Here is a 23295-nt window from a genome sequence, read left to right on the forward strand (position 1 = left end):
GCCTCTGTCCATAGAAACAAAAACGCCCGGATTGCTCCGGGCGTTTTGCTTCGAACTTTGGGGGGCTCCGCAAAGCCCCTGCCCTGTCTGACCTTACTCGGCAGCCGGAGCCTGGTCCGTCATGTCCTGCAGCATCTGGTTTGCAGAACCTGCACCCGTGCCCTTGCGGCGTTCCTCGAGAATGAGGTCGTCGCGCGAGGTGGCGATGCGGCGGATCTGCGTCATGGTGCCGCCGGTACCGGCCGGGATGAGACGGCCGACAATGACGTTTTCCTTGAGGCCCTGCAGCGTGTCCGTCTTGCCGGCAATCGCAGCTTCCGTGAGAACCTTGGTGGTCTCCTGGAAGGATGCGGCCGAGATGAAGGACGGCGTCTGCAGCGAAGCCTTGGTGATGCCGAGCAGAACCGGCTCGCCATAGGCAGGCTTCTTGCCTTCTTCGATCAGGCGGTCATTGTTGTCATCGAGCTCGATGCGATCAACGTTGTCACCCACGATGTACTGGCTATCGCCAGCATCGGTGATTTCAACCTTCTGCAGCATCTGGCGAACGATCACCTCGATGTGCTTGTCGTTGATCACAACGCCCTGCAGACGGTAGACTTCCTGGATTTCGTTCACGAGGTAGGAAGCCAGAGCTTCCACGCCCTTGATCGCCAGAATGTCGTGCGGCGCCGGGTTACCGTCGAGGATGTATTCACCCTTTTCGATATAGTCGCCTTCCTGAAGGTGGAAGGGCTTGCCCTTCGGGATCAGGTATTCGACCGGCTCGACGCCGTCTTCCGCAGGCTCGATCATCACGCGGCGCTTGTTCTTGTAGTCGCGGCCGAGGCGGATCGTACCATCGATCTCTGCGATGATGGCGTGATCCTTCGGACGACGGGCTTCGAACAGTTCCGCAACGCGCGGCAGACCACCGGTGATGTCCTTCGTCTTGGCGCTTTCCAGCGGCGAACGTGCAAGCACGTCACCCTGGGAGACCTTCGCACCCGGCTCGACCGACAGGATGGCGTCGACCGAGAGCTGGAAGCGGGCTTCGCCACCACGGGCAAGCTTCGCAACAGCGCCGGACGCGTCCTTGATGACGATCGCAGGCTTGAGATCCGAACCGCGCGGCGTCGAGCGCCAGTCAATGACCTGACGCTTGGTGATGCCGGTGGATTCGTCGGTCGCTTCCAGAACGGAGAGACCGTCGACGAGGTCTTCGAAGTGAACGGTACCTTCCACTTCCGTCATCATCGGACGGGTGTAGGGATCCCACTCTGCAAGACGCTGGCCACGCTTTACCTTGTCGCCATCATCAACGAAGATCTTCGAACCGTAAGCCACACGCTGTGTGGAACGTTCCGCGCCGCGCTCATCGAGGATCGTAACGGACATGTTACGGCCCATGGCGATGAGAACGCCTTCGGAGTTCCGCAGGATGTTGCGGTTCTTGATCTGGATCGTGCCTTCATAAGACGCTTCGAGGAACGACTGGTCGACCACGTTTGCCGTGCCACCAAGGTGGAACGTACGCATGGTGAGCTGCGTGCCAGGTTCACCGATCGACTGAGCGGCGATAACGCCAACGGCTTCGCCCATGTTGACAGGCGTACCGCGTGCAAGGTCACGACCGTAGCAGACGCCGCAGACACCAACCTGCACTTCGCAGGTGAGCGCCGAGCGGATGCGAACGGACTGGATGCCAGCCTTCTCGATGGCAGCCACGTCGGCTTCGTCGATCAGCGTGCCAGCCTTGACGATGTTCTCGCCGGTGACCGGGTTGTCGATGTCATCGAGAGCCGTACGACCGAGGATACGCGCGCCGAGCGAAGCAACCACCTGACCGGCATCAACGATGGCAGTCATGGTGAGGCCCTTGTCGGTGCCGCAATCCCTGGAGTTGACAATGCAATCCTGCGCGACGTCGACGAGACGACGGGTCAGGTAACCCGAGTTCGCGGTCTTCAGGGCGGTGTCTGCGAGACCCTTACGGGCACCGTGGGTCGAGTTGAAGTACTCGTTAACGGTCAGGCCTTCCTTGAAGTTCGAGATGATCGGCGTCTCGATGATTTCACCCGATGGCTTCGCCATCAGGCCGCGCATGCCGCCCAGCTGACGCATCTGGTTCGGAGAACCACGAGCACCCGAGTGAGACATCATGTAGATGGAGTTCATCGGCTTCTGGCGGCCCGTTTCCGGATCGAACTCGACAGCCTTGATGCGTGCCATCATCTCTTCGGCGACCTTTTCGGTTGCCTTGCCCCAGGCGTCGACAACCTTGTTGTACTTTTCGCCCTGGGTGATGAGACCGTCATTGTACTGCTGTTCGTATTCCTTCACGAGAGCTTCGGTGTCGCCAACGATCTTCACCTTGCTGTCAGGAATGACCATGTCGTCCTTGCCGAACGAAATGCCGGCGCGGCAGGCATGGGCAAAGCCGAGCTGCATGATGCGGTCACAGAAGATGACCGTGTCTTTCTGGCCGCAATGACGGTAGACCGTGTCGATCATCTTGGAGATGTTCTTCTTGGTCATTTCCTGGTTGCAGACGTCGAAAGGCACGTTGACGTTCTTCGGCAGAAGTTCGCCAATCAGCATACGGCCGGGGGTCGTCTCATGAATCTTCGAAACCGGCTTGCCATCGGCATCCACGGACTTGAAGCGACCACGGATCTTGGCATGCAGCGTCACGACCTTGTTTTCAAGTGCGTGATGCAGCTCACCGATGTCGGAGAAGGCCATGCCTTCGCCCGGCTCGTTCTGGTTCATGATCGACAGGTAATACAGGCCGAGAACCATGTCCTGCGAAGGAACGATGATCGGGTGGCCGTTTGCCGGATGCAGGATGTTGTTGGTCGACATCATCAGCACGCGCGCTTCCAGCTGGGCTTCCAGCGAAAGCGGAACGTGAACAGCCATCTGGTCACCGTCGAAGTCGGCGTTGAAGGCCGTGCAGACGAGCGGGTGCAGCTGGATGGCCTTGCCTTCGACCAGCATGGGTTCGAAAGCCTGGATACCCAGACGGTGCAGCGTCGGCGCGCGGTTCAAGAGAACCGGATGTTCGCGGATGACCTCGTCGAGGATATCCCAAACCTCAGGCTTTTCCTTTTCAACCAGCTTCTTGGCCTGCTTGACGGTCGAGGAGTAACCCTTGGCGTCAAGACGGGCGTAGATGAACGGCTTGAACAGTTCGAGCGCCATCTTCTTCGGCAGGCCGCACTGGTGCAGCTTCAGTTCCGGACCGGTCACGATGACCGAACGGCCGGAATAGTCGACGCGCTTGCCGAGAAGGTTCTGGCGGAAACGGCCCTGCTTGCCCTTGAGCATGTCGGAGAGCGACTTCAGCGGACGCTTGTTGGCACCCGTGATGACGCGGCCGCGACGACCGTTGTCGAACAGCGCATCTACGGATTCCTGCAACATACGCTTTTCGTTGCGGATGATGATGCCAGGCGCACGAAGCTCGATCAGGCGCTTCAGACGATTGTTACGGTTGATGACGCGGCGATAGAGATCGTTGAGGTCGGACGTCGCAAAACGGCCGCCATCCAGCGGAACCAGCGGACGCAGGTCCGGCGGAATGACCGGAACGACCTTCATGATCATCCATTCAGGACGGTTGCCCGATTCCATGAAGTTCTCGACGATCTTCAGGCGCTTCATCAGCTTCTTCTGCTTGAGATCCGACGTGGTCTCAGCAAGTTCGGCACGCAGGTCGCCGGCGATCTTTTCGAGGTTCATCGAAGCCAGCATCTCATAGATGGCTTCAGCGCCGATCATGGCGGTGAACTGGTCTTCGCCGAACTCGTCGACGGCGATCATGTACTCTTCTTCAGACAGAAGCTGGTTCTGCTTGAGCGAGGTGAGACCGGGTTCCGTGACAATGTAGTTCTCGAAATAGAGAACGCGCTCGACATCCTTCAGCGTCATGTCGAGCAGGGTCGAGATACGCGAAGGAAGCGACTTCAGGAACCAGATGTGGGCAACCGGCGCTGCGAGCTCGATATGGCCCATGCGCTCACGGCGAACGCGCGACAGCGTCACTTCGACGCCGCACTTTTCGCAGATGATGCCCTTGTACTTCATGCGCTTGTACTTGCCGCACAGGCACTCATAGTCCTTGATCGGCCCAAAGATACGCGCGCAGAAAAGACCGTCACGCTCAGGCTTGAACGTACGGTAGTTGATGGTTTCCGGCTTCTTGATCTCGCCGTAGGACCACGACAGGATTTTTTCCGGCGAAGCGATCGAAATCCGTATGGAATCGAAATGCTGCGCAGGCACCTGAGGATTGAAAAGATTCATGACCTCTTGGTTCATGCCTTGTCTCCTTGAGAGGATAGCTGCTGCCCCTGTTTGCATCTGGCCCGGCTTCTTCCCGGGTCGCCGTCCAGAGCTTTAAATACGGATTAACCGCATAATGCGGCGAAAGTATCCCGAACCGCAAAGACCGCTCGGGAAACCGGCAGGCGCCCTCTCAGGCGCCCGCCTCTGTCGTGTTTATTCCGCCGCGTCAGGCAGCTGGTCTTCGGGCTGGTTCTCGATCTTCGAGTTTTCCAGCTCGACGGACAGGCCGAGCGACCGCATTTCCTTGACGAGAACGTTGAAGCTCTCGGGGATACCGGCTTCGAAGGTGTCGTCGCCACGGACGATTGCTTCGTAAACCTTCGTGCGGCCAGCCACGTCGTCCGACTTGACGGTGAGCATTTCCTGCAGCGTGTAAGCCGCGCCGTATGCTTCCAGAGCCCAGACTTCCATTTCCCCGAAGCGCTGACCGCCGAACTGCGCCTTGCCGCCCAGCGGCTGCTGGGTAACGAGCGAGTAAGGACCGATCGAGCGAGCGTGGATCTTGTCGTCGACAAGGTGGTTCAGCTTGATCATGTACATGTAGCCGACGGTGACCTTGCGGTCGAACGGCTCACCGGTACGGCCGTCGTAAAGAACGGACTGACCGGATTCATGCAGACCTGCCTTCTTCAGCATCGCGGCAACGTCAGGCTCGTGCGCACCGTCGAAAACCGGAGTCGCGATGGAAACACCGCGCTTGGCTTCTTCGGCGAGCTTGACGAGCGAGTCGTCATCAAAACGCTGAACCTCGTCATTGGCTTCAGACGCATAGATTTCCGTCAGCTCGCTGCGAAGCTCGCTGATGTCCATCGTCTTGCGATACTCTTCGAGCATCTCGCCGATCTTCTTGCCCATGCCTGCGCATGCCCATGCGAGGTGGGTTTCGAGGATCTGGCCGACGTTCATGCGCGAAGGCACGCCGAGCGGGTTCAAGCAGATGTCGACATGCGTGCCGTCTTCGAGGAACGGCATGTCCTCGACCGGAACGATACGCGAGACGACGCCCTTGTTACCGTGACGGCCGGCCATCTTGTCGCCCGGCTGGATCTTGCGCTTAACGGCAACGAAGACCTTGACCATCTTCATGACGCCCGGAGGCATTTCATCGCCGCGCTGGACCTTTTCGACCTTGTCCATGAAGCGCTGCTCAAGGCGCGACTTGGATTCGTCGTACTGGCCGCGAAGTGCTTCGATCTCAGCCTGGGCCTTTTCGTCCTCGACGGCGAACATCCACCACTGCGAGCGGGGATATTCGGAGACGACGGCGTTGGAGAGCTCGACGCCCTTCTTGAAGCCCTTCGGACCAGCAATCGAAACCTGGCCACGCAGCATGTCGATCAGACGGCCGTAGACGTTACGGTCGAGGATCGCCTGCTCGTCGTCACGGTCCTTCGCCAGACGCTCGATCTCTTCGCGCTCGATAGCCATCGCGCGCTCGTCCTTCTCCACACCGTGACGGTTGAAGACGCGGACTTCCACGACCGTACCGAACGTGCCCGGAGGCATGCGCATGGAGGTGTCGCGAACGTCGGAAGCCTTTTCACCGAAGATGGCGCGCAGAAGCTTTTCTTCCGGCGTCATCGGGCTTTCGCCCTTCGGCGTGATCTTGCCGACGAGGATGTCGCCCGGCTGAACTTCCGCACCGATGTAGACGATACCGGCTTCGTCGAGGTTCTTCAGCGCTTCTTCCGAAACGTTCGGAATATCGCGCGTGATTTCTTCCGGACCAAGCTTCGTGTCACGCGCCATCACTTCGAATTCTTCGATGTGGATGGAGGTGAACACGTCGTCGGAAACGATACGCTCCGACATCAGGATCGAGTCTTCGTAGTTGTAGCCATTCCAGGGCATGAACGCGACGAGCGCGTTACGGCCGAGGGCCAGGTCACCGAGGTCGGTCGACGGACCATCCGCGATGATGTCACCCTTGGAGATGATATCGCCGACGGACACCAGCGGACGCTGGTTGACGCAGGTGTTCTGGTTCGAACGCTGGAACTTCTGCAGACGGTAGATGTCAACGCCGGACTTGCCTGCATCGAGATCTTCCGTAGCGCGGATAACGATACGCGTCGCATCGACCTGATCGACGACACCGCCGCGGCGAGCCGCGATGGCAGCGCCGGAGTCACGCGCAACGATCGGTTCCATACCGGTGCCCACGAAAGGCGCCTCTGCGCGCAGAAGCGGAACGGCCTGACGCTGCATGTTCGAGCCCATGAGAGCGCGGTTCGCGTCGTCGTTTTCCAGGAACGGAATGAGAGCCGCTGCGACCGAAACGAGCTGCTTCGGCGAAACGTCCATCAGGTTGATGTTGTCACGCGGTGCGAGCATAACTTCGCCCGAGTGACGGCAGACGACGAACTCTTCCGAGAAAGAACCGTCTTCATTGAGCGGCGCGTTGGCCTGCGCGACGTAGTACTTCGCCTCTTCCATGGCGGAGAGGTAGATAACGTCGTTCGTGACCTTGCCGTCGGTGATCTTGCGGTACGGGCTCTCGATGAAGCCGTACTTGTTGACACGGGCAAAGGTTGCAAGCGAGTTGATCAGACCGATGTTCGGGCCTTCCGGCGTCTCGATCGGGCAAATACGGCCGTAGTGGGTCGGGTGAACGTCGCGGACTTCGAAGCCGGCGCGCTCGCGGGTCAGACCACCCGGTCCAAGAGCCGAAAGACGACGCTTGTGGGTGATTTCCGAAAGCGGGTTCACCTGGTCCATGAACTGCGACAGCTGCGAGGAACCGAAGAATTCGCGAACGGCAGCAGCTGCCGGCTTCGCGTTGATCAGGTCCTGCGGCATCACGGTGTCGATTTCGATCGAGGACATACGTTCCTTGATCGCACGTTCCATGCGCAGAAGGCCCAGACGATACTGGTTTTCCATCAGTTCGCCGACAGAACGCACACGGCGGTTGCCGAGGTTGTCGATGTCGTCGATTTCGCCCTTGCCGTCGCGCAGTTCGACCAGCATCTTGACGACGGCGAGGATGTCTTCCTTGCGCAGCGTGCGCACGGTGTCTTCCGCGTCGAGGTCGAGGCGCATGTTCATCTTCACGCGACCAACGGCCGAAAGATCGTAACGCTCTGCATCGAAGAACAGCGAGTTGAACATCGCTTCCGCCGAATCCATGGTCGGCGGCTCACCCGGACGCATGACGCGGTAGATGTCGAACAGGGCTTCCTGGCGGTTCTCGTTCTTGTCGGCAGACAGTGTATTGCGGATATAGGCGCCAACATTGACGTGGTCGATGTTGAGAACCGGAATCTCGTCAAAACCGGACTGCAGGATCAGACCGAGGGTCTTCTCGTCGATTTCGTCGCCGGCCTCGAGATAGATTTCACCCGTCTCGTAGTTGACGATGTCTTCGGCCAGATAGTTGCCGTACAGGTCTTCGTCGGTCGCCTTCAGCGCCTTGAGGCCCTTTTCGGAGAGCTGGCGGATAAGGCGCGGCGTGAGCTTCTTGCCGGCCTCGACGACCACTTCGCCGGTATCGGCGTCGATCATGTCGGTGACGACCTTGGCGTTCTTCAGCGCTTCGGGCTGGAACGGAATACGCCAGCCGTCGCCGTCGCGCTCATAGGAAGCCTTGGTGTAGAAGGTCGACAGAATGTCTTCGCCGTCCATGCCAAGCGCCATCAGCAGCGAGGTCACGGGGATCTTGCGGCGACGGTCGATACGCGCATAGACGATATCCTTGGCGTCGAACTCGATGTCGAGCCAGGAACCGCGATACGGAATAACACGGGCAGCAAAGAGCAGCTTGCCGGAAGAATGGCTCTTGCCCTTGTCGTGATCGAAGAACACGCCCGGCGAACGGTGCATCTGCGAAACGATGACGCGCTCGGTGCCGTTGACGATGAACGTGCCGTTATTGGTCATGAGCGGCATGTCGCCCATGTAGACGGACTGTTCCTTGATGTCCTTGATGGACTTCGCGCCCGTATCTTCATCGATATCGAACACGATGAGGCGCAGCGTCACCTTCAGCGGCGCTGCGTAGGTCAGATCGCGCTGACGGCATTCCTCGACGTCGAACTTCGGCGCTTCGAATTCGTAGGATACGAATTCGAGCATGGAGGCGCCGGAAAAATCGGTGATCGGGAATACGGATTTGAAAACGGCATTCAATCCCTCGTCGGGACGGCCACCCTTGGGCTCGTCAACCATGAGAAACTGGTCGTACGAAGCCTTCTGAACCTCAATGAGGTTCGGCATTTCCGCTACTTCTGGAATTTTGCCGAAAAACTTGCGTACGCGCCTGCGACCGTTAAACGAAAGGGTCTGAGCCATCGTCGCTCCTTTAAAAATTGCATCCGGGCCTGCAACGGACGGGAACCGATGGCCAGTCGATCCCGTCAATCAATGGGTATCCTCAATCTCGTTCCACATCCCGGATCGATCAGGCCGGATTGCCTTGATGAGCCGGTTCGGAACCATTCTCTTGAAGAACCCATTACCCAAAAGCCATTTTCACGCGGCTTTTGGGTAATGAGTTTTAAAAACGATGACGACGGGAAGGGGCATTAAGCCCCTTCCCGCCAGCAATCGCAAGATTACTTAACGTCAACCTTGGCGCCTGCGTCTTCAAGCTTCTTCTTGAGATCAGCAGCTTCAGCCTTGGAAACGGCTTCCTTGACCGGCTTCGGAGCGCCTTCAACGAGGTCCTTGGCTTCCTTGAGGCCGAGGCCGGTGATGCCGCGAACTTCCTTGATGACGTTGATCTTGTTGGCGCCAGCGTCAACCAGGATAACGTCGAACTCGGTCTTTTCTTCTTCCGGAGCAGCAGCAGCAGCAGCGCCGCCAGCAGCAGCAACGGCTACCGGAGCAGCAGCGGAAACGCCCCACTTTTCTTCGAGAAGCTTGGACAGTTCTGCAGCTTCCAGAACGGTCAGCGAGGAGAGGTCTTCTACGATCTTTGCGAGATCAGCCATTTTGATAGTTCCTTTTGTTCAGTTCGAACCAGTTTGAATATTTACAGCGAAAAACCGCCTTAAGCGGCTTCGTCCTTCTTGGCGTAAGCCGAGAACACCCGAGCCAGCTGGCTTGCAGGTGCGGCGACAACCGTAGCGACGCGAGTTGCCGGGGCATTGAGAAGGCCCAGCAGCTTTGCGCGCAGCTCGTCCAGCGAAGGCAGGGTCGCGAGCGACTTGACTGCTTCGGCGTTGAGCGTGGTTGCGCCCATGGCGCCGCCCAAAACAACGACCTTGTCGTTGGTCTTGGCGAAATCCATGACGACTTTCGGAGCGATCATCGGGTCAGTGCTGTATGCAATCAGCGTCTGTCCCTTGAAGAGATTGGTCATCCCTTCCGACTCCGTACCCTGAAGAGCGATCTTGGCCAGGCGGTTCTTCGCGACCTTGACGGTGCCTCCGGCAGCGCGCATCTTCGAACGGAAGTCGTTCATCTGCGCAACGGTGACACCAGCATAGTGGGCCACGACAACCGAACCGGAAGCCTTGAAGACTTCGTTCAGCTCCGTGACGAATTCGCGTTTTTCCGCTCTTTCCACTGTCTGTCTCCAGTAGACGGGGCCACATGATTGTGAACCCGTCGGGTTTGCCTTTGCCCCAAGGGACCTTTTTACAAAGATCCCGAGCGACGCTCGAGGATCCTGTCCCCCGCTCTGTCGCCGCAAACGGCTACAGGCACAGGCACACCAGGTTCGAACCGGACAGTCAGGCATCGACAGATACCTCAAATCCAGCCTCACCCGTCTCATGCAGGCGAAATGATTAAGGCCGGGCCCCGAAGGACATGGCCACCCGCAATCTCGGACAGGAGTTCCGGGTTTCCCCGGAAATCTCCGGCTCCTGGGAGCCGGAAATTCTTTTATTCACACTTCACTCGGGAAGCGCGAGAATTGATTAAGCCGTAACCGACGAAGGGTCGATCTTGACGCCCGGACCCATGGTCGAGGAGATGGCGACGCGCTTGACATAGTTGCCCTTGGCGCCAGCCGGCTTTGCCTTGATGACCGCATCGGCGAAAGCCTTGATGTTTTCCTCAAGAGCCTTGGCGTCGAACGAAGCCTTGCCAACGCCAGCGTGTACGATACCGGCCTTTTCGACGCGGAATTCGACAGCGCCGCCCTTGGATGCCTTGACAGCACCGGCAACGTCCATGGTCACGGTTCCGACCTTCGGGTTCGGCATCATGCCACGCGGGCCGAGTACCTTGCCGAGACGGCCGACGAGCGGCATCATGTCCGGGGTCGCGATGCAGCGATCGAAGTCGATCTTGCCGCCCTGAACGATTTCAACCAGTTCTTCCGCACCAACAACGTCAGCGCCGGCAGCCGTGGCTTCATCAGCCTTGGCGCCACGGGCGAAGACGGCGACGCGAACGTCACGGCCGGTGCCGTTCGGCAGGTTGACAACGCCACGAACCATCTGGTCCGCATGGCGCGGGTCAACGCCGAGGTTCATCGAAACTTCAACGGTTTCGTCGAACTTGGCGACTGCACGTTCCTTGACCATCGAAATGGCGTCGGTGAGAACGTAGAGCTTGTTCGGATCCACGCCTTCGCGGATCTTCTGAATGCGCTTTGCTACCTTGGCCATGATCAACCTACCACTTCCAGGCCCATGGCGCGGGCAGAGCCCTCAACCATTGCCATTGCGCCTTCGATGTCGGCTGCGTTCAGATCCTTCATCTTGGCTTCTGCGATCGACTTGACCTGAGCCTTGGTGATGGAGCCGACCTTGGCGCCCTTGCCAGGCGTCTTGGAACCGGAGGTGATCTTTGCTTCCTTCTTCAGCCAGTACGTCATCGGCGGCTGCTTCATGACGAAGGTGAAGGACTTGTCCTGGTAATAGGTGATGACGACCGGGATCGGCATACCCTTTTCCATTTCCTGCGTGGCGGCATTGAACGCCTTGCAGAATTCCATGATGTTAATGCCACGCTGACCAAGTGCCGGACCGATCGGCGGGGACGGATTGGCCGACCCAGCCTTTACCTGCAACTTGAGCTGGCCTGCAACTTTCTTAGCCATATCTCTCTGCCTTTCAATTCAAACCGGTTGCCCGGCTTCTCTAAGCCGGATTTCTCCGGCGGCTGCGGTTGCGTGGTGCGGCGCCCTGCCCCGGCTTAAAGAGCCAGTTAGCCTTCCACGCGCTTGGGGCATCGCCCCGCCAATCAGACCTTCTCGACCTGATTGTATTCCAGCTCGACCGGCGTTGCGCGGCCGAAAATCGAAACTTCCACCTTCAGGCGCGAACGCTCTTCGTCCACGTCCTGAACCACGCCGTTGAATGACGCGAAAGGACCGTCGGAGACGCGAACCTGCTCGCCGATCTCGAACGAAACCGAAGACTTCGGACGCTCGACACCTTCCTGAACCTGACCAAGGATACGCTCGGCTTCGTAATCCGGAATCGGAACAGGCTTGCTGTCCGAACCGAGGAAACCGGTGACCTTCGGCGTGTTCTTGATGAGGTGATAAGCCTCATCCGTCAGGTTGGCGCGTACCAGCACGTAACCCGGAAAGAACTTGCGCTCGCTATCGACCTTGCGGCCGCGGCGCACCTCGACCACCTTTTCGGTCGGCACGAGGATTTTCTCGAAAAGATGGTCCAGACCCTTCTGACGGGCCTTTTCCTCGATCGACTCGGCGACCTTCTTTTCGAAATTCGAATATGCGTGAACGATATACCAGCGCGCTGCCATCTTTACTCTCCGTTCAATCCGTTACCGGCCGACGTTCAGCACAAGGCTGAGAATCCAGCCAATGAGCTGGTCAGCAGCAAAAAAGAACAGAGCTGCGAAAATGACCATCACCAGCACCATAGCCGTCGAAATCATGGTCTCGCGGCGCGACGGCCAAGTGATCTTTGACGCTTCGGCGCGAACCTGCTGCAGAAACGTAAACGGATTGGTTTTGGATGCCATTGACTGCCCACGCAATTACGGCGCGTAAAGCCGAACTAATCAGCCCCACGCACCGCGTGTCTGTTTTGACCCTACATAAACACCGATTCCACTTTTAACAAGAGGAAATCGACATTCGGCGAAATTCGCCGGTAAACCGGCCCCATCTGCCATGCAGCGAAAACCGCGCTTGCGAATGGAAAGTGGCAGGGGCAGAGGGGCTCGAACCCCCGACCTGCGGTTTTGGAGACCGCCGCTCTACCAACTGAGCTATACCCCTTAGTCACCTGAACCGGCCGCGAAATCGCTTGGCCAATTCGGTATGCGCTCCTTTAAGGTGCAGGGAAAAGAATGGCAAGTGTGTTTTTTGTTTTTTCCACTCTGCCCCCGAAAATCATGCACCCGTCAGGTTTTGACGTATTTCCGCCAGTCATGCTCTTCCTTGAAACCAAGGATCTCGCGAATCTTGCGGTTGGAGATCAATCCCTCATGCTCTCCGATCTCTCGGCGGAATTGCACCTGAGGGAAATATGTCCGGGCAAGCTCGCGCGTGGGGACCGTTGCCGTAGCTGTATCATTAACGGCATTGAAGACCTGATAACCGAGGCCATCCTTTTCGATGCAAAGATGGCAGATCTGGCCGAGGTCACGTGCGTCGATGTAGCCCCAGGCGTTGCGTTTGCGTGTTTCCGGATGGGCAAAGAAATCGGGAAACTTCTCATACTCATGGGGTTCGATGACATTGCCGATTCGCAGCGCGTAAATGTCGTATCCGCTTCGCTCGGCAAAAGCCCGCGCGGTTCTTTCATTCACCACCTTCGACAGTCCGTAGGAATCCATCGGATCGACATCGTAGTCCTCTTCAAGCGGGAAGTGGTGAAAATCCTTCTCGCCCTCGGCGAAACAGACCCCGTATGTGGTCTCGCTCGATGCTATCACTACCTTTCGGATGCCAAGCTTTATCGCGGCCTCGATGACATTATAGGTTCCCATGGTGTTGATACGGAACGTCTCGTTGTCCGGCTTGATCAAAATGCGTGGAACCGCAGCAAAATGGATCACCGCATCAAAGGGCAGAACACCCTTCCCGCTTTCGAGTTCCGCGAAGTTCCGATGCATGGAAAGGGCATTAAAAACCTGCCCGCTGTCCGTGATATCGACGATGAGATTGGTCACGCCCGGCCTGTCGAGCGGAACGAGATCGATGTTGTGGACCTCATATCCCTTGTCGATGAGCCACGGGATCACATGCCGTCCGGCCTTGCCGGAACCACCGGTAAACAGAATGCGCTTCTTCATGATACTCCTCATCATCTCCCCAGCAATGAAGTAGCAGCCGGGACCGAGGAACGAAAGCTCCCATCCCCCAGGCGCGAGACACAAAACAAAAAACCCCGCTGTCTCCAGCGGGGTTTTCGTCAAGCCTTTTCAGGCCTTAAGATTACTCGACGATCGAGGCAACGATGCCGGCGCCGACGGTACGGCCGCCTTCGCGGATAGCGAAGCGCAGCTTTTCTTCCATCGCGATCGGAACGATCAGCTCGACGTCAACGGTGACGTTGTCGCCAGGCATAACCATTTCCGTGCCTTCCGGAAGCGTAACGATGCCCGTGACGTCCGTCGTACGGAAGTAGAACTGCGGACGGTAGTTCGTGAAGAACGGCGTATGACGGCCGCCTTCTTCCTTCGTCAGGATGTAGGCTTCTGCCTTGAACTTCTTGTGCGGCTTTACCGAACCCGGCTTGCACAGGATCTGACCACGCTCGACGCCGTCACGGTTAACACCGCGAACAAGTGCACCGATGTTGTCGCCAGCCTGGCCCTGGTCGAGCAGCTTGCGGAACATTTCAACGCCGGTAACAGTCGTCTTCGAGGTCGGACGGATGCCGACGATTTCGACTTCTTCACCAACCTTGACGATACCGCGCTCAACGCGACCCGTCACAACCGTACCACGGCCCGAGATCGAGAACACGTCTTCGATCGGCATCAGGAACGGCTGGTCGATCGGACGCTCAGGCGTCGGGATGTAGGCGTCAACCGCAGCCATCAGCTCGCGGATCGCGTCTTCACCGATCTTCTTGTCGGAATCTTCAAGAGCAGCAAGCGCCGAACCCTTGATGATCGGAATATCGTCGCCCGGGAAGTCGTAGGACGACAGAAGTTCGCGAACTTCAAGCTCGACGAGCTCGAGAAGCTCGGCGTCGTCAACCTGGTCGACCTTGTTGAGGAACACGACGATGGCCGGAACGCCAACCTGACGGGCAAGCAGGATGTGCTCGCGCGTCTGCGGCATCGGGCCGTCAGCGGCGGAGCAAACCAGGATCGCGCCGTCCATCTGGGCAGCACCGGTGATCATGTTCTTCACGTAGTCGGCGTGGCCGGGGCAGTCAACGTGAGCGTAGTGACGGTTGGCCGTCTCGTACTCAACGTGTGCCGTCGAGATCGTGATACCACGAGCCTTCTCTTCAGGAGCCGCGTCGATCTGGTCATACGCCTTGAACTCGCCGAAGAACTTCGTGATTGCTGCCGTCAGCGACGTCTTGCCATGGTCAACGTGACCGATCGTGCCAATGTTGACGTGCGGCTTCGTCCGCTCAAACTTGCTCTTTGCCATGTGAATTGCTTCCTGTGAACGTGAAGTAGTTTCCCCGGCGAACCGGTTTGGTGTCGCCGTTTAAGGCTTTGTAAGCGAATGCGCAAGACTTAATTGTGAAAGCGCCTTCGCGCGCGCTCTAAGCGTGCCTTGTGGGGCGTATATGGTGTATGTTTTGCGACATTCAAACCCGCGCCGTGGCATCACACAGAGATACAGACGAGCCGCCTTTTCAGTCGCAGCCGATCACTAATTAAGATATTTCCATCACAACTTCTTTACCTGGGGCGGCTCGATGGCTTAAGGACACTTCATCGCCGGGGGGAGACGGGCGAGCGGAAACGGGCGCTGCCGCGCTACCATGCATGTCTCGACCGCCGCTTTTCCCCGCGCCGCCTCTCTATCCGTTTCAGGACCAGCCAATGGAAATCTTCACAGCCGCCGGTTTCACGGCATTCTTACAGGTCATTGCGATCGATCTCGTTCTGGCAGGCGACAACGCCATCGTCATCGGCCTTGCCGCCGCCGGTCTTCCTGCGCATCTCCGCCGCAAGGCGATCCTTGTCGGCATCATCGCCGCCACGGTTCTCCGCATCGGGTTTGCCGCCGTCACCGTACAGCTTCTTGCCATCGTCGGCCTGCAGCTCTTTGGCGGCCTGCTGCTTGCTTGGGTCTGCTGGAAAATGTGGAGCGAACTGCGCGAAGCTTCGGGCTCCATCGAGGACGAGGTGACGGATGAAGAGGCCGACCTGACCAAGGGCCACAAGACGTTCTTCCAGGCAGCGACCCAGATCGTCATCGCCGACGTCTCCATGTCGCTGGACAATGTGCTCGCCGTCGCCGGCGCCGCGCAGGAACATGTGACTGTTCTGGTCATCGGGCTCATCGTCTCGATTGCGCTGATGGGACTTGCAGCCAACTTCGTCGCCAAGCTTTTGCACCGCTACCGCTGGATTTCCTATCTCGGCCTGATGGTCATCATCTACGTGGCGCTCAACATGCTGTATCACGGCACGCTCGAAGTCCTGCCCTACATTCAGGCCTATCTCGGCTGAGCCACCTGCAGAAACACACTTTCAGAAGGCCCGGAAGCCTCGCTTTCCGGGCCTTTTGCATGACGGGGGCCAGCTCACCGACCACCCGGCCTTTGCGTTGGTGGAACGAGCGGGGAATCAGCTGTCGCCTTCGCTGCAACATCCGGAGAAGATTGGGAAATCGTGATTTGTCGCCGGTGGATTCTGGCAATTGAGGTCAGCCACGGGCAAGCCTAGGGAGCTACTTATAAGTCATAATAATAAAAAGAAAGGTAGAGCTCCCAATGGCTTATGACTGGAGCGGCGGACGTACCCGTCGTCTTCGCCGAATGAAGCTTGGCGTCGTCGCCAGTTCTCTCATTCTGCTGGCGCTTGTAGCGTCGCTTGTTCTTGGCTGAGCATGCAGCCTGACACTGACCGGCGGCATGGCACGGTTTTCAAAACCGCCCTGCCGCCGCTCCATGAATCTCATGGCGATCAGGTTTTTTTCTCTTCCACACAATGAACCGGCTGTTTCATGTCCGGATCCGCCATCACATCGTAGAGATCGGCTTCGTCTCCTTTGGACCACCAGACACGAGCGCCGCCCTGGTATTTTGCTCCGGAGCCTGAAACAACATTGGCGGCGACGATAACGCCGTCCTTCAAGCCCAGCCGAACAAGACTGATGTCGCCGGCGTTGTAATAAACCGCCTCCACCGTCTCGGCGCCGCACCGATAGACGGCATCGGTTTTTTCAACCGTCGTATCCCCGGGAAGCGGAATCACCAGATCCTCGGCAAGCGCGCTGGAGGCAGCCGGCAAGGACAGAGCGGCAAGATAGAGTGCTGCAACGGATTTCTTCATGATGGGCCTTCCTGGTTTGACCCCGTCATAAGGTCACGCCAGCAAAGCCAAATTGCGGCAGCTCCAGGAACCGCCGCCCTATCCCCGATTCATTGCCGCTGGACGCGTGCATCATTACAATCAACCCCAAGCGGGGGCTGGCTATCGAAACAGCCAGTAAACAATGCTGAGAATCACAGCCCACATCGCCAAGGATATGGCCAGAACTACGAGATAATTTCGAAACCGTCTGGTCATCCGCCCCCATCGCCGGACGGCCGTTGCTCGACAGCCGTAACCGTTGAATTGCTGGATGCGGATAAACCGCAGGGATCAGCCTGTCTACCAAGAGGCTGAATCACAGGCTATTCGCATATTTTACCCGCCCGAAATGGGGTCGGTGGACGGAGCAGGACGCACAGATCCGCCAGCGCGAGGGTCTTCGCCTCCAGCGCTACACGCTTCATGCGATATCGGCTCGGGACAGGGCGGCGGAAACCGACCGCCGCCCCTGCCCGCCTCAGCTCTTCAGCGCCGTGTTGCACAGGCTCCAGTAGCCGCCGCCCTTCTGGATCCATTTCAGATCGCCGAGCGTACCGTCATTCTTGTTCTTGTGATAGGAGTCGACAGAGGTTTTCAGGCGGGCCTTCGCCGGCGTCTCGCTTGAATATTTCTTGTCAACAGCGCTCGGGAAAGCGACGCCCTTCGGAGCCTTGATCGTCGCTTTTTCGGGTTCCTTCTCGGTTGTGGCCGCGACCTGCTTGTCGTCGGCCGCATCTTCAGCCGCCGCCTCGCTGCCGCAGAACTTGGCGCGATAATCGTTCCACTTGATGTCCTTGGCGGACCCGTCAGCTTTCGCTGCCTGATATTTTACGCTGCACTCCTTCATGGTGAGTGCGGCAGCGGGGGAGACAAACGCCGCCGATGCCAGCAGCGCAAAGGATGAGAGAATGACAACCCTGTTCAACATTGAAGACTCCCGTTTGCATGATTGCCGGTCGACTATCTGACCGGATTTTCCGCTTGTCAACGAGCAGTGCGGCATGGATACAAAGTCCGGTTGAGCGAGCATAAATCCATCCTGCCGCGCCTCGGATTCCCCCATGAGGCCCGATCCGAACCCACGCTCTCCGATCAAGCCGAAGAATCACGTCTTCGTGTGGCGTCAAGCCTCCATCGGAACGAAATTCCTAAATTTTCGTTAGCATCCCGAACGAATAATGAGGATTTATCGATGTTGAGGATGCCGAAGACCATCTCCGCGCTCGCTCTTGGCGTCGCATTATCTGCCGCTTTTGTTATGCCCGCTGAGGCGTTGAGCCTCATACAGCCAGCCTATGAAACGCAGGCGCAAAATTCGGGCCAGCGCGGTTATCCCGCATCCGCCTTTGCCGCGGGAACCGGGGAAGAAGCCACGCCTGACGGATACGCCCTGTCTCAGGCCGAAATAAATCACGTAAAATGGTGCGCGGCGCGTTACGCCTCCTATCACCCTACTGATAACAGCTACCTGGCGCCCGCAGGCACAAGAAGCCAGTGCCGTTCGCCTTATTGAGCGCGACTCGGAGCGGCATTCATGGCGTATAGGATAAACTAGAGCCCATCACCGCATCGGCTGAATGCTCACGGCACAACCCGGAGAAGCGAAACACGTCCCGCAGCGATAAGGTGATTTACTGAGAGGAAGCTGGAGCGGGTAGCGGGAATCGAACCCGCGTATTCAGCTTGGAAGGCTGCTGCTCTACCATTGAGCTATACCCGCGGTGGCGATTTCGATCCGTGCAGAATGGTGGAGGGAGTTGGATTTGAACCAACGTAGGCGTAGCCAACGGATTTACAGTCCGTCCCCTTTAACCACTCGGGCATCCCTCCAGTTATCTGCGAGGATCAAGCGACCAAGCTCTTCAGATTTCGCTGCGGCGAAGCGCCGTTGCGTCGTCTGTGGCGCGTATATGACGGCCTCGTTCGTTTCTGTCAACACGCCCTTTCACGAATTTTCGGGAAAAAATTCAATCCCCTTTGCAGCCCTGTGGATTATCACGGGGGCTGGTGCGCGGAACGCGCCGGAGATATAAGGCGCCATGAGCAAAGACGATCCCAACAACAAATCCACCCGCGACACACATTACGCCAACCTGCGTCGTGCCGTGCGCGACGCGAAGCGCGAGCGCGGTGAAATTCCGACCCCGCAGCAGTCGAAGCGCCGGAACCGCGGCGCCGACGATTGGAAGCCGCCGCAACTTGCGCCCGACCAGGTGCACCTTTACGGCCTGCATACCGTACGCGCAGCCCTTGCCAATCCGGAGCGGCAGATCGTCAAGCTTTCGGTTACCCAGAATGCCTTTGCACGTCTCGATATCGGCGAGGCGGAGGCGCAGCCCTTCCCGGTCGAAATAGTATCCCCGCAGGATATCGACAGGGTTTTGGGGCCTGAGGCGATCCATCAGGGCGTGATGCTGGAGACCCGGCCGCTGCCGGTCAAGCGGCTGGGCGCGCTGAAGGATAGCCCACTCATTCTCGTGCTCGATCAGGTCACCGATCCGCATAATGTTGGCGCCATCATGCGCTCGGCAGTCGCCTTCAATGCGGGCGCCGTTATCACCACGATGCGCCATAGCCCGACCGAGTCGGGTGTGCTGGCGAAATCCGCCTCAGGCGCGCTGGAACTCATCCCCTATATCCAGATCACCAATCTCGCCGATGCGCTGGGTGAACTGCACAAGCTCGGCTTCTTCTCGGTCGGCCTCGATTCGGAGGGCCCCGCCCCGATTGAACGGACCTTCAGCGGCGAAAAAATCGCACTGGTGCTCGGCGCCGAAGGCAAGGGCCTGCGCCAGAAGACCCGCGAGACCGTCTCGGCGCTCGCCCGTCTCGATATGCCGGGAGCGATCAAATCGCTCAACGTGTCGAACGCGGCGGCCATCGCCCTTTACGCAACGCAGCAATTTCTGGGCAAAGCGTCGTCCTGACGCTTGCCATTCCTTGCGAAATCACAAAGCGCATCGCATGCTGCGCCTTTGTCATTCGCACGGAGCACATCAACATGACCGACCAGACCATCAAACCGACCGGCGAGCTGACGCTCAGAACGCTCGCCATGCCGGCCGACGCCAATCCGGCCGGCGATATTTTCGGGGGCTGGGTCATGTCACAGATGGACTTGGCGAGCGGCATTCGTGCGGCGGAACGCTCTCGCTGTCGCGTGGTCACGGCGGCAGTCAAGGAAATGGCCTTTGAACTGCCGGTGAAGATCGGCGACACGCTGTCCATCTATACCGATATTGCCCGCGTCGGCCGCACCTCCATCACGCTGACGGTAGAGGCCTGGGCGCAGCGGTCGCGTTACGACAAGCTGGAAAAGGTAACCGCCGGCACCTTCATCATGGTGGCGATGGACGAAAACGGGCAACCGACGCCCATTCCTCCGGCGGAGTAGGAGCGATGGAGGCCGCCGTCAACGCCGCAGAAGCCTATTCGCACATCCGCGCGGTCATGGGCATGGTGGTCGGCCTCAGCCTCGCCCGATTGCTGACCGGCCTTGCAGGTTTCGTGCAGCATCCCAAAAAAGAACGGATTTATCCCCTGCACATCGGCTGGGTGGCGTTCCTGTTTCTGATGCTGGTGCATTTCTGGTGGTGGGAGCACCGGCTTTCTGCCACAGGCCATGTACTGGGCTTCGGCGCGTTCCTTTTCCTGATCCTGTTCTGCTCGCTGTTTTATTTCCTGTGCGTTCTGCTCTTTCCCACGGAGATGAAGGAGTACAGGGGATATGAGGATTATTTCCTTTCCCGCAAAAGCTGGTTCTTCGCCTTTCTGGCAGCGCTTTTCGTCACCGATGTCGGGGATACTTTGCTGAAGGGCCAGGACTATCTCGCCTCACTTGGTCCGGAATACCTTATACGCACCGCCATCTACGTCATTTTGTTCACGCTGGCGATCTTCATCGAGAACCGCCGTTTCCATCGGTTTCTCGTCATCTTTGCGCTGATTTACCAGATCGCCTGGATTTTCCGTACTTACGATCTTCTGGCCTGAAGTTTACCCGTTCCGGCAAGCGGGCACGATCCCGGCGTGCCCGCCTGCCTCAAAAGTTCGTCGCCTCAGAACATCGTATTGTTGTTCGCCGCCGTCTCCGGCACGGGCTGGATTACATCCCAATGCTCGGTGATCTTGCCATCGGTCACCCGAAAAATATCGACGATGGCCCTGCCCCGGTCTCCGTCCTTTTCTGTTGAATGAATATGCAGATAGACAAGGTCGCCATCCGCGGCGCTTCTCACGATCCGCGCCTTGGACTGCGGGTTTTCCTTGAAGTGGCCGGTGAAGTAATCCACGAACGGTTTCTTGCCGTCCGGCACCATGGGATTGTGCTGCTTGTAGCTGTCGACAATAACGGCAGCACCCTTTTCCACTTCGTGCTTGTTGAAGACGGTATCGTAAAACTCGATCACCAGCTTGCGATTGGCCTCTTCCCGGGCGAAATCCCGCCCGGCGGTTTCGGCCAGCACCGGAACGGCTGTCAATGCGGGCGCAAGAGCGAGAGCGGCGATGGCGAGACGACGTGTCATGACATTCATGGGTGATACCTCTCAATAACCGACGGTGAAGCGCTGGCGGGAATGCTGCGGCTTCTCGATTTCATCGACAAGCGCAATCGCGTAGTCTTCGAAGGAAATGCGGCTACCATCTTCATTGCTTAGAAGATTGTCCTTGCCGATGCGGAATTTGCCCGTTCTTTCACTCGGCGGAAGGCGAAAGGAAGGTCCAGTCGAGCTGCTTTTCCTGTTTCAGCAAATCAAGAAACTCCGCACCCTTGGTGGCCTCGGCCTTGTAAGCGGCAGGAAAATCCGGCAGGTCGACGACACGCTGACCGGGCGCGATTTCAAGACTGCCGGCGCCACCAACCACGAGGTAGCGTGGAACGCCGGAGGCACGCACGGCCTCGATCAGCGTCACCGGGTCGCTCGCCGTGAAATGCACCGAACTGATCACGGCATCGTGACCTGCAAGCAGTTTTGAAAGTCCGGTTTGATCGAAGACATCGCCTTTCTTTGCAACGACGTTCGGCAGGGTGGCAATCTTTTCGGGGCTGCGGGCAATGGCCGTAACATGATGCCCCCGGTCGGAAAGTTCCTTGAGAATACGGGACCCGGCATTGCCGGAAGCACCGATGAGCGCGATTTTAGCCATGGCTTCTTCCTTTTGTTGCTATTGTCGTTGGTCTAAATAATAGACCGAAAGAAAGAGCTATGGTATCGCGTCCCCGGCAGCAAGAAGTCAGCAGCCGGTGATCTGGTCACATGGCGATGACCTGCAAGGATATGGGGTAATCGAAATGTCGGATACGCAGACGAAAGAAATCTTCGACTTCGAGCAGCCCTGCCCCATTCGGGATGTGCTGGACCGCATCGGAGACCAATGGAGCCTTCTGGTTCTCGAAGCGCTGCAGGGCGGCGTGCTGCGCTTCAACGAGTTGAACCGCAGGATTGACGACATTTCCAAGCAGATGTTGTCCCGTACGCTGAAGCGGCTGGAGGAGGATGGATTCATCCGGCGCACGCTTTATGCCGAGGTGCCGCCGCGCGTGGAGTATGAGCTGACAGGTCTTGGCCGCTCGTTTCTGGTACCGATGCAATTGCTGGTCCAATGGGCCGACGAAAACCACGTCCGCATCTGCAAGGCCCGCCTGCAATATTCCGAAAACGACAATCGCAGCTGACCATCAGAGCAATACCCGACCGGCAGCGGCACGCCGCATCTAGTCCAGTCGGTAAACCTTGCAGACCAACCCTTCCGGCTGGCGGTAGGTCATGAAGCCCATGGCATCATAATAACTCTGCCCGAGCGCATTGTCCGCGCCGATGCTGGCGTCGATATTCTTGAGGCCCCGCGCCTCCGCCGCCCTGCGCGTCGCGGCGAAGAGGGCGGATCCAACGCCTCTTCGCGCCGCCTGCGGACTGACATGGGTGCCGATGATGCCCCACCCTTCCGCCACGCCATAGGGATTGTCCGCCCGTGCATAACGCAGCGACTGGAAGCCCAGGATATGCCCGTCTTCATCCTCCGCGACCGAACACTCGATACGGTCGGCGTGCTGGATGTAATTCTCCAGCACCGCCGCGACGTCCGTCGGCGCTTTTCGAAGGCCGGCCGCGAATATCTCGTTTTGAACCGCTGCCATTCCCTTTGCATCGTCAAGTCTTGCAGGCCGTATTTTCATCGATACATCACCTCTTGTCCGTTGCGATGGTTCTGGGCAGGCAAAGCGCGGGTCTCTTCCTATTCAGGACCGGAAAATGAAGGAAGCACCGAAAGCGATCAGCGCAAAGCCGATGACGTGGTTGATGGTGATGCTTTCCTTCAGCCAGAAGATCGAAAACAGCGCGAAGACCGCGAGCGTGATGACCTCCTGAATGGTCTTGAGCTGTGCGGTGGAGTAAACCTCCGAACCGATGCGGTTCGCGGGAACGGCGAGCACATACTCGAAAAAGGCGATGCCCCAGCTGGCGACAATCGCCAGAAAGAGCGCGCTGCCCTTGTGCTTGAGGTGGCCGTACCAGGCGAAGGTCATGAAAACATTGGAGGCGATGAGCATCAGGACAGGCCAGATGTGGGCAGGGCTGATTGAGAACGGCATGATGG

At 58.2% G+C, this 23295-nt stretch carries 21 protein-coding genes, 3 tRNA genes and 1 pseudogene; 6 read left to right on the plus strand and 19 right to left on the minus strand.

The genetic code is table 11. From position 1 onward, the window contains the following. Positions 1–93 precede the first annotated feature (93 nt). The 11 genes from rpoC to tuf form a co-directional block, all read right to left on the minus strand. Positions 94–4302, minus strand: coding sequence for a DNA-directed RNA polymerase subunit beta' (gene rpoC, locus EGT36_RS16140; protein WP_125270536.1), 4209 nt, complete (start codon positions 4300–4302; stop codon positions 94–96). Between the two features lie 180 nt (positions 4303–4482). Further along, entirely contained in the window at positions 4483–8619 is a 4137-nt protein-coding gene (gene rpoB / locus EGT36_RS16145) for a DNA-directed RNA polymerase subunit beta (protein ID WP_022556539.1), read from the minus strand. Positions 8620–8882: 263 nt separating this feature from the next. Further along, positions 8883–9260 (minus strand): 50S ribosomal protein L7/L12, encoded by a 378-nt coding sequence (gene rplL, locus EGT36_RS16150; RefSeq protein ID WP_004442635.1) that lies wholly within the window; start codon positions 9258–9260, stop codon positions 8883–8885. A 59-nt stretch (positions 9261–9319) separates the two neighbouring features. Beyond that, positions 9320–9838, minus strand: coding sequence for a 50S ribosomal protein L10 (gene rplJ / locus EGT36_RS16155; RefSeq protein WP_004442637.1), 519 nt, complete (start codon positions 9836–9838; stop codon positions 9320–9322). A 355-nt stretch (positions 9839–10193) separates the two neighbouring features. Continuing rightward, positions 10194–10889 (minus strand): 50S ribosomal protein L1, encoded by a 696-nt coding sequence (gene rplA, locus EGT36_RS16160; RefSeq protein WP_003507704.1) that lies wholly within the window; start codon positions 10887–10889, stop codon positions 10194–10196. 2 nt (positions 10890–10891) lie between these two features. Continuing rightward, positions 10892–11323, minus strand: a complete 432-nt coding sequence (gene rplK / locus EGT36_RS16165) for a 50S ribosomal protein L11 (protein WP_004442641.1) — start codon at positions 11321–11323, stop codon at positions 10892–10894. 143 nt (positions 11324–11466) lie between these two features. Then, positions 11467–11997, minus strand: coding sequence for a transcription termination/antitermination protein NusG (gene nusG / locus EGT36_RS16170; protein ID WP_003523721.1), 531 nt, complete (start codon positions 11995–11997; stop codon positions 11467–11469). A 21-nt stretch (positions 11998–12018) separates the two neighbouring features. Then, complete coding sequence (secE, locus tag EGT36_RS16175) at positions 12019–12219, minus strand: preprotein translocase subunit SecE (RefSeq protein ID WP_004442643.1); 201 nt, start codon at positions 12217–12219, stop codon at positions 12019–12021. Positions 12220–12402: 183 nt separating this feature from the next. Then, positions 12403–12478: transfer RNA gene (locus tag EGT36_RS16180), tRNA-Trp, on the minus strand. A 125-nt stretch (positions 12479–12603) separates the two neighbouring features. Next, a complete protein-coding gene (locus EGT36_RS16185; RefSeq protein WP_037093947.1) occupies positions 12604–13497 on the minus strand; it encodes an NAD-dependent epimerase/dehydratase family protein in 894 nt (297 codons plus the stop codon). Positions 13498–13639: 142 nt separating this feature from the next. Continuing rightward, positions 13640–14815, minus strand: a complete 1176-nt coding sequence (tuf, locus tag EGT36_RS16190) for an elongation factor Tu (RefSeq protein ID WP_004442617.1) — start codon at positions 14813–14815, stop codon at positions 13640–13642. Between the two features lie 401 nt (positions 14816–15216). Between tuf and EGT36_RS16195 the strand changes: the two genes are divergently transcribed. Continuing rightward, a complete protein-coding gene (locus EGT36_RS16195; protein WP_004442646.1) occupies positions 15217–15849 on the plus strand; it encodes a TerC family protein in 633 nt (210 codons plus the stop codon). Positions 15850–16305: 456 nt separating this feature from the next. Here EGT36_RS16195 and EGT36_RS16205 read toward each other — a convergent pair whose 3' ends face one another. Together EGT36_RS16205 and EGT36_RS16210 are read right to left on the minus strand one after the other, a co-directional pair. Next, positions 16306–16674: an MliC family protein gene (locus tag EGT36_RS16205; protein ID WP_004442650.1), complete on the minus strand. Its 369-nt coding sequence runs from the start codon at positions 16672–16674 to the stop codon at positions 16306–16308. Between the two features lie 499 nt (positions 16675–17173). Then, entirely contained in the window at positions 17174–17623 is a 450-nt protein-coding gene (locus EGT36_RS16210) for a hypothetical protein (RefSeq protein WP_125270537.1), read from the minus strand. 264 nt (positions 17624–17887) lie between these two features. Between EGT36_RS16210 and EGT36_RS16215 the strand changes: the two genes are divergently transcribed. After that, positions 17888–18208 carry a BA14K family protein gene (locus EGT36_RS16215; protein ID WP_004442654.1) on the plus strand — a complete coding sequence of 107 codons (321 nt, stop codon included), beginning with the start codon at positions 17888–17890 and terminating at the stop codon, positions 18206–18208. Positions 18209–18341: 133 nt separating this feature from the next. Here EGT36_RS16215 and EGT36_RS16220 read toward each other — a convergent pair. Beyond that, a tRNA-Gly gene (locus EGT36_RS16220) sits at positions 18342–18415 on the minus strand. Between the two features lie 25 nt (positions 18416–18440). After that, a tRNA-Tyr gene (locus EGT36_RS16225) sits at positions 18441–18525 on the minus strand. A gap of 209 nt (positions 18526–18734) precedes the next feature. Between EGT36_RS16225 and EGT36_RS16230 the strand changes: the two genes are divergently transcribed. The 3 genes from EGT36_RS16230 (at position 18735) to EGT36_RS16240 (ending at position 20688) form a co-directional block, all read left to right on the plus strand. Then, a complete protein-coding gene (locus EGT36_RS16230; protein ID WP_006700352.1) occupies positions 18735–19622 on the plus strand; it encodes a TrmH family RNA methyltransferase in 888 nt (295 codons plus the stop codon). 74 nt (positions 19623–19696) lie between these two features. Next, a complete protein-coding gene (locus tag EGT36_RS16235) occupies positions 19697–20089 on the plus strand; it encodes an acyl-CoA thioesterase (protein ID WP_004442658.1) in 393 nt (130 codons plus the stop codon). Positions 20090–20094: 5 nt separating this feature from the next. Beyond that, entirely contained in the window at positions 20095–20688 is a 594-nt protein-coding gene (locus EGT36_RS16240) for a hypothetical protein (protein WP_006700353.1), read from the plus strand. A 65-nt stretch (positions 20689–20753) separates the two neighbouring features. Here EGT36_RS16240 and EGT36_RS16245 read toward each other — a convergent pair whose 3' ends face one another. Continuing rightward, positions 20754–21230: a nuclear transport factor 2 family protein gene (locus EGT36_RS16245; RefSeq protein WP_037089965.1), complete on the minus strand. Its 477-nt coding sequence runs from the start codon at positions 21228–21230 to the stop codon at positions 20754–20756. A 12-nt stretch (positions 21231–21242) separates the two neighbouring features. Further along, a pseudogene (locus EGT36_RS16250) lies at positions 21243–21843 on the minus strand (NAD(P)-dependent oxidoreductase). 145 nt (positions 21844–21988) lie between these two features. Here EGT36_RS16250 and EGT36_RS16255 point away from each other — a divergent pair. Then, positions 21989–22372 (plus strand): winged helix-turn-helix transcriptional regulator, encoded by a 384-nt coding sequence (locus EGT36_RS16255; protein ID WP_004442667.1) that lies wholly within the window; start codon positions 21989–21991, stop codon positions 22370–22372. A gap of 39 nt (positions 22373–22411) precedes the next feature. On the opposite strand, the gene EGT36_RS16260 is transcribed toward EGT36_RS16255, so the two are convergent. Together EGT36_RS16260 and EGT36_RS16265 are read right to left on the minus strand one after the other, a co-directional pair. Beyond that, complete coding sequence (locus EGT36_RS16260) at positions 22412–22834, minus strand: GNAT family N-acetyltransferase (protein ID WP_081859515.1); 423 nt, start codon at positions 22832–22834, stop codon at positions 22412–22414. A gap of 102 nt (positions 22835–22936) precedes the next feature. Beyond that, entirely contained in the window at positions 22937–23290 is a 354-nt protein-coding gene (locus EGT36_RS16265; protein WP_003507620.1) for a DMT family protein, read from the minus strand. Between the last annotated feature and the right edge of the window lie 5 nt (positions 23291–23295).

Origin of the sequence: Agrobacterium sp. FDAARGOS_525, from assembly GCF_003938925.1 — a bacterium.
Classification (GTDB): Bacteria; Pseudomonadota; Alphaproteobacteria; order Rhizobiales; family Rhizobiaceae; genus Agrobacterium; species Agrobacterium pusense.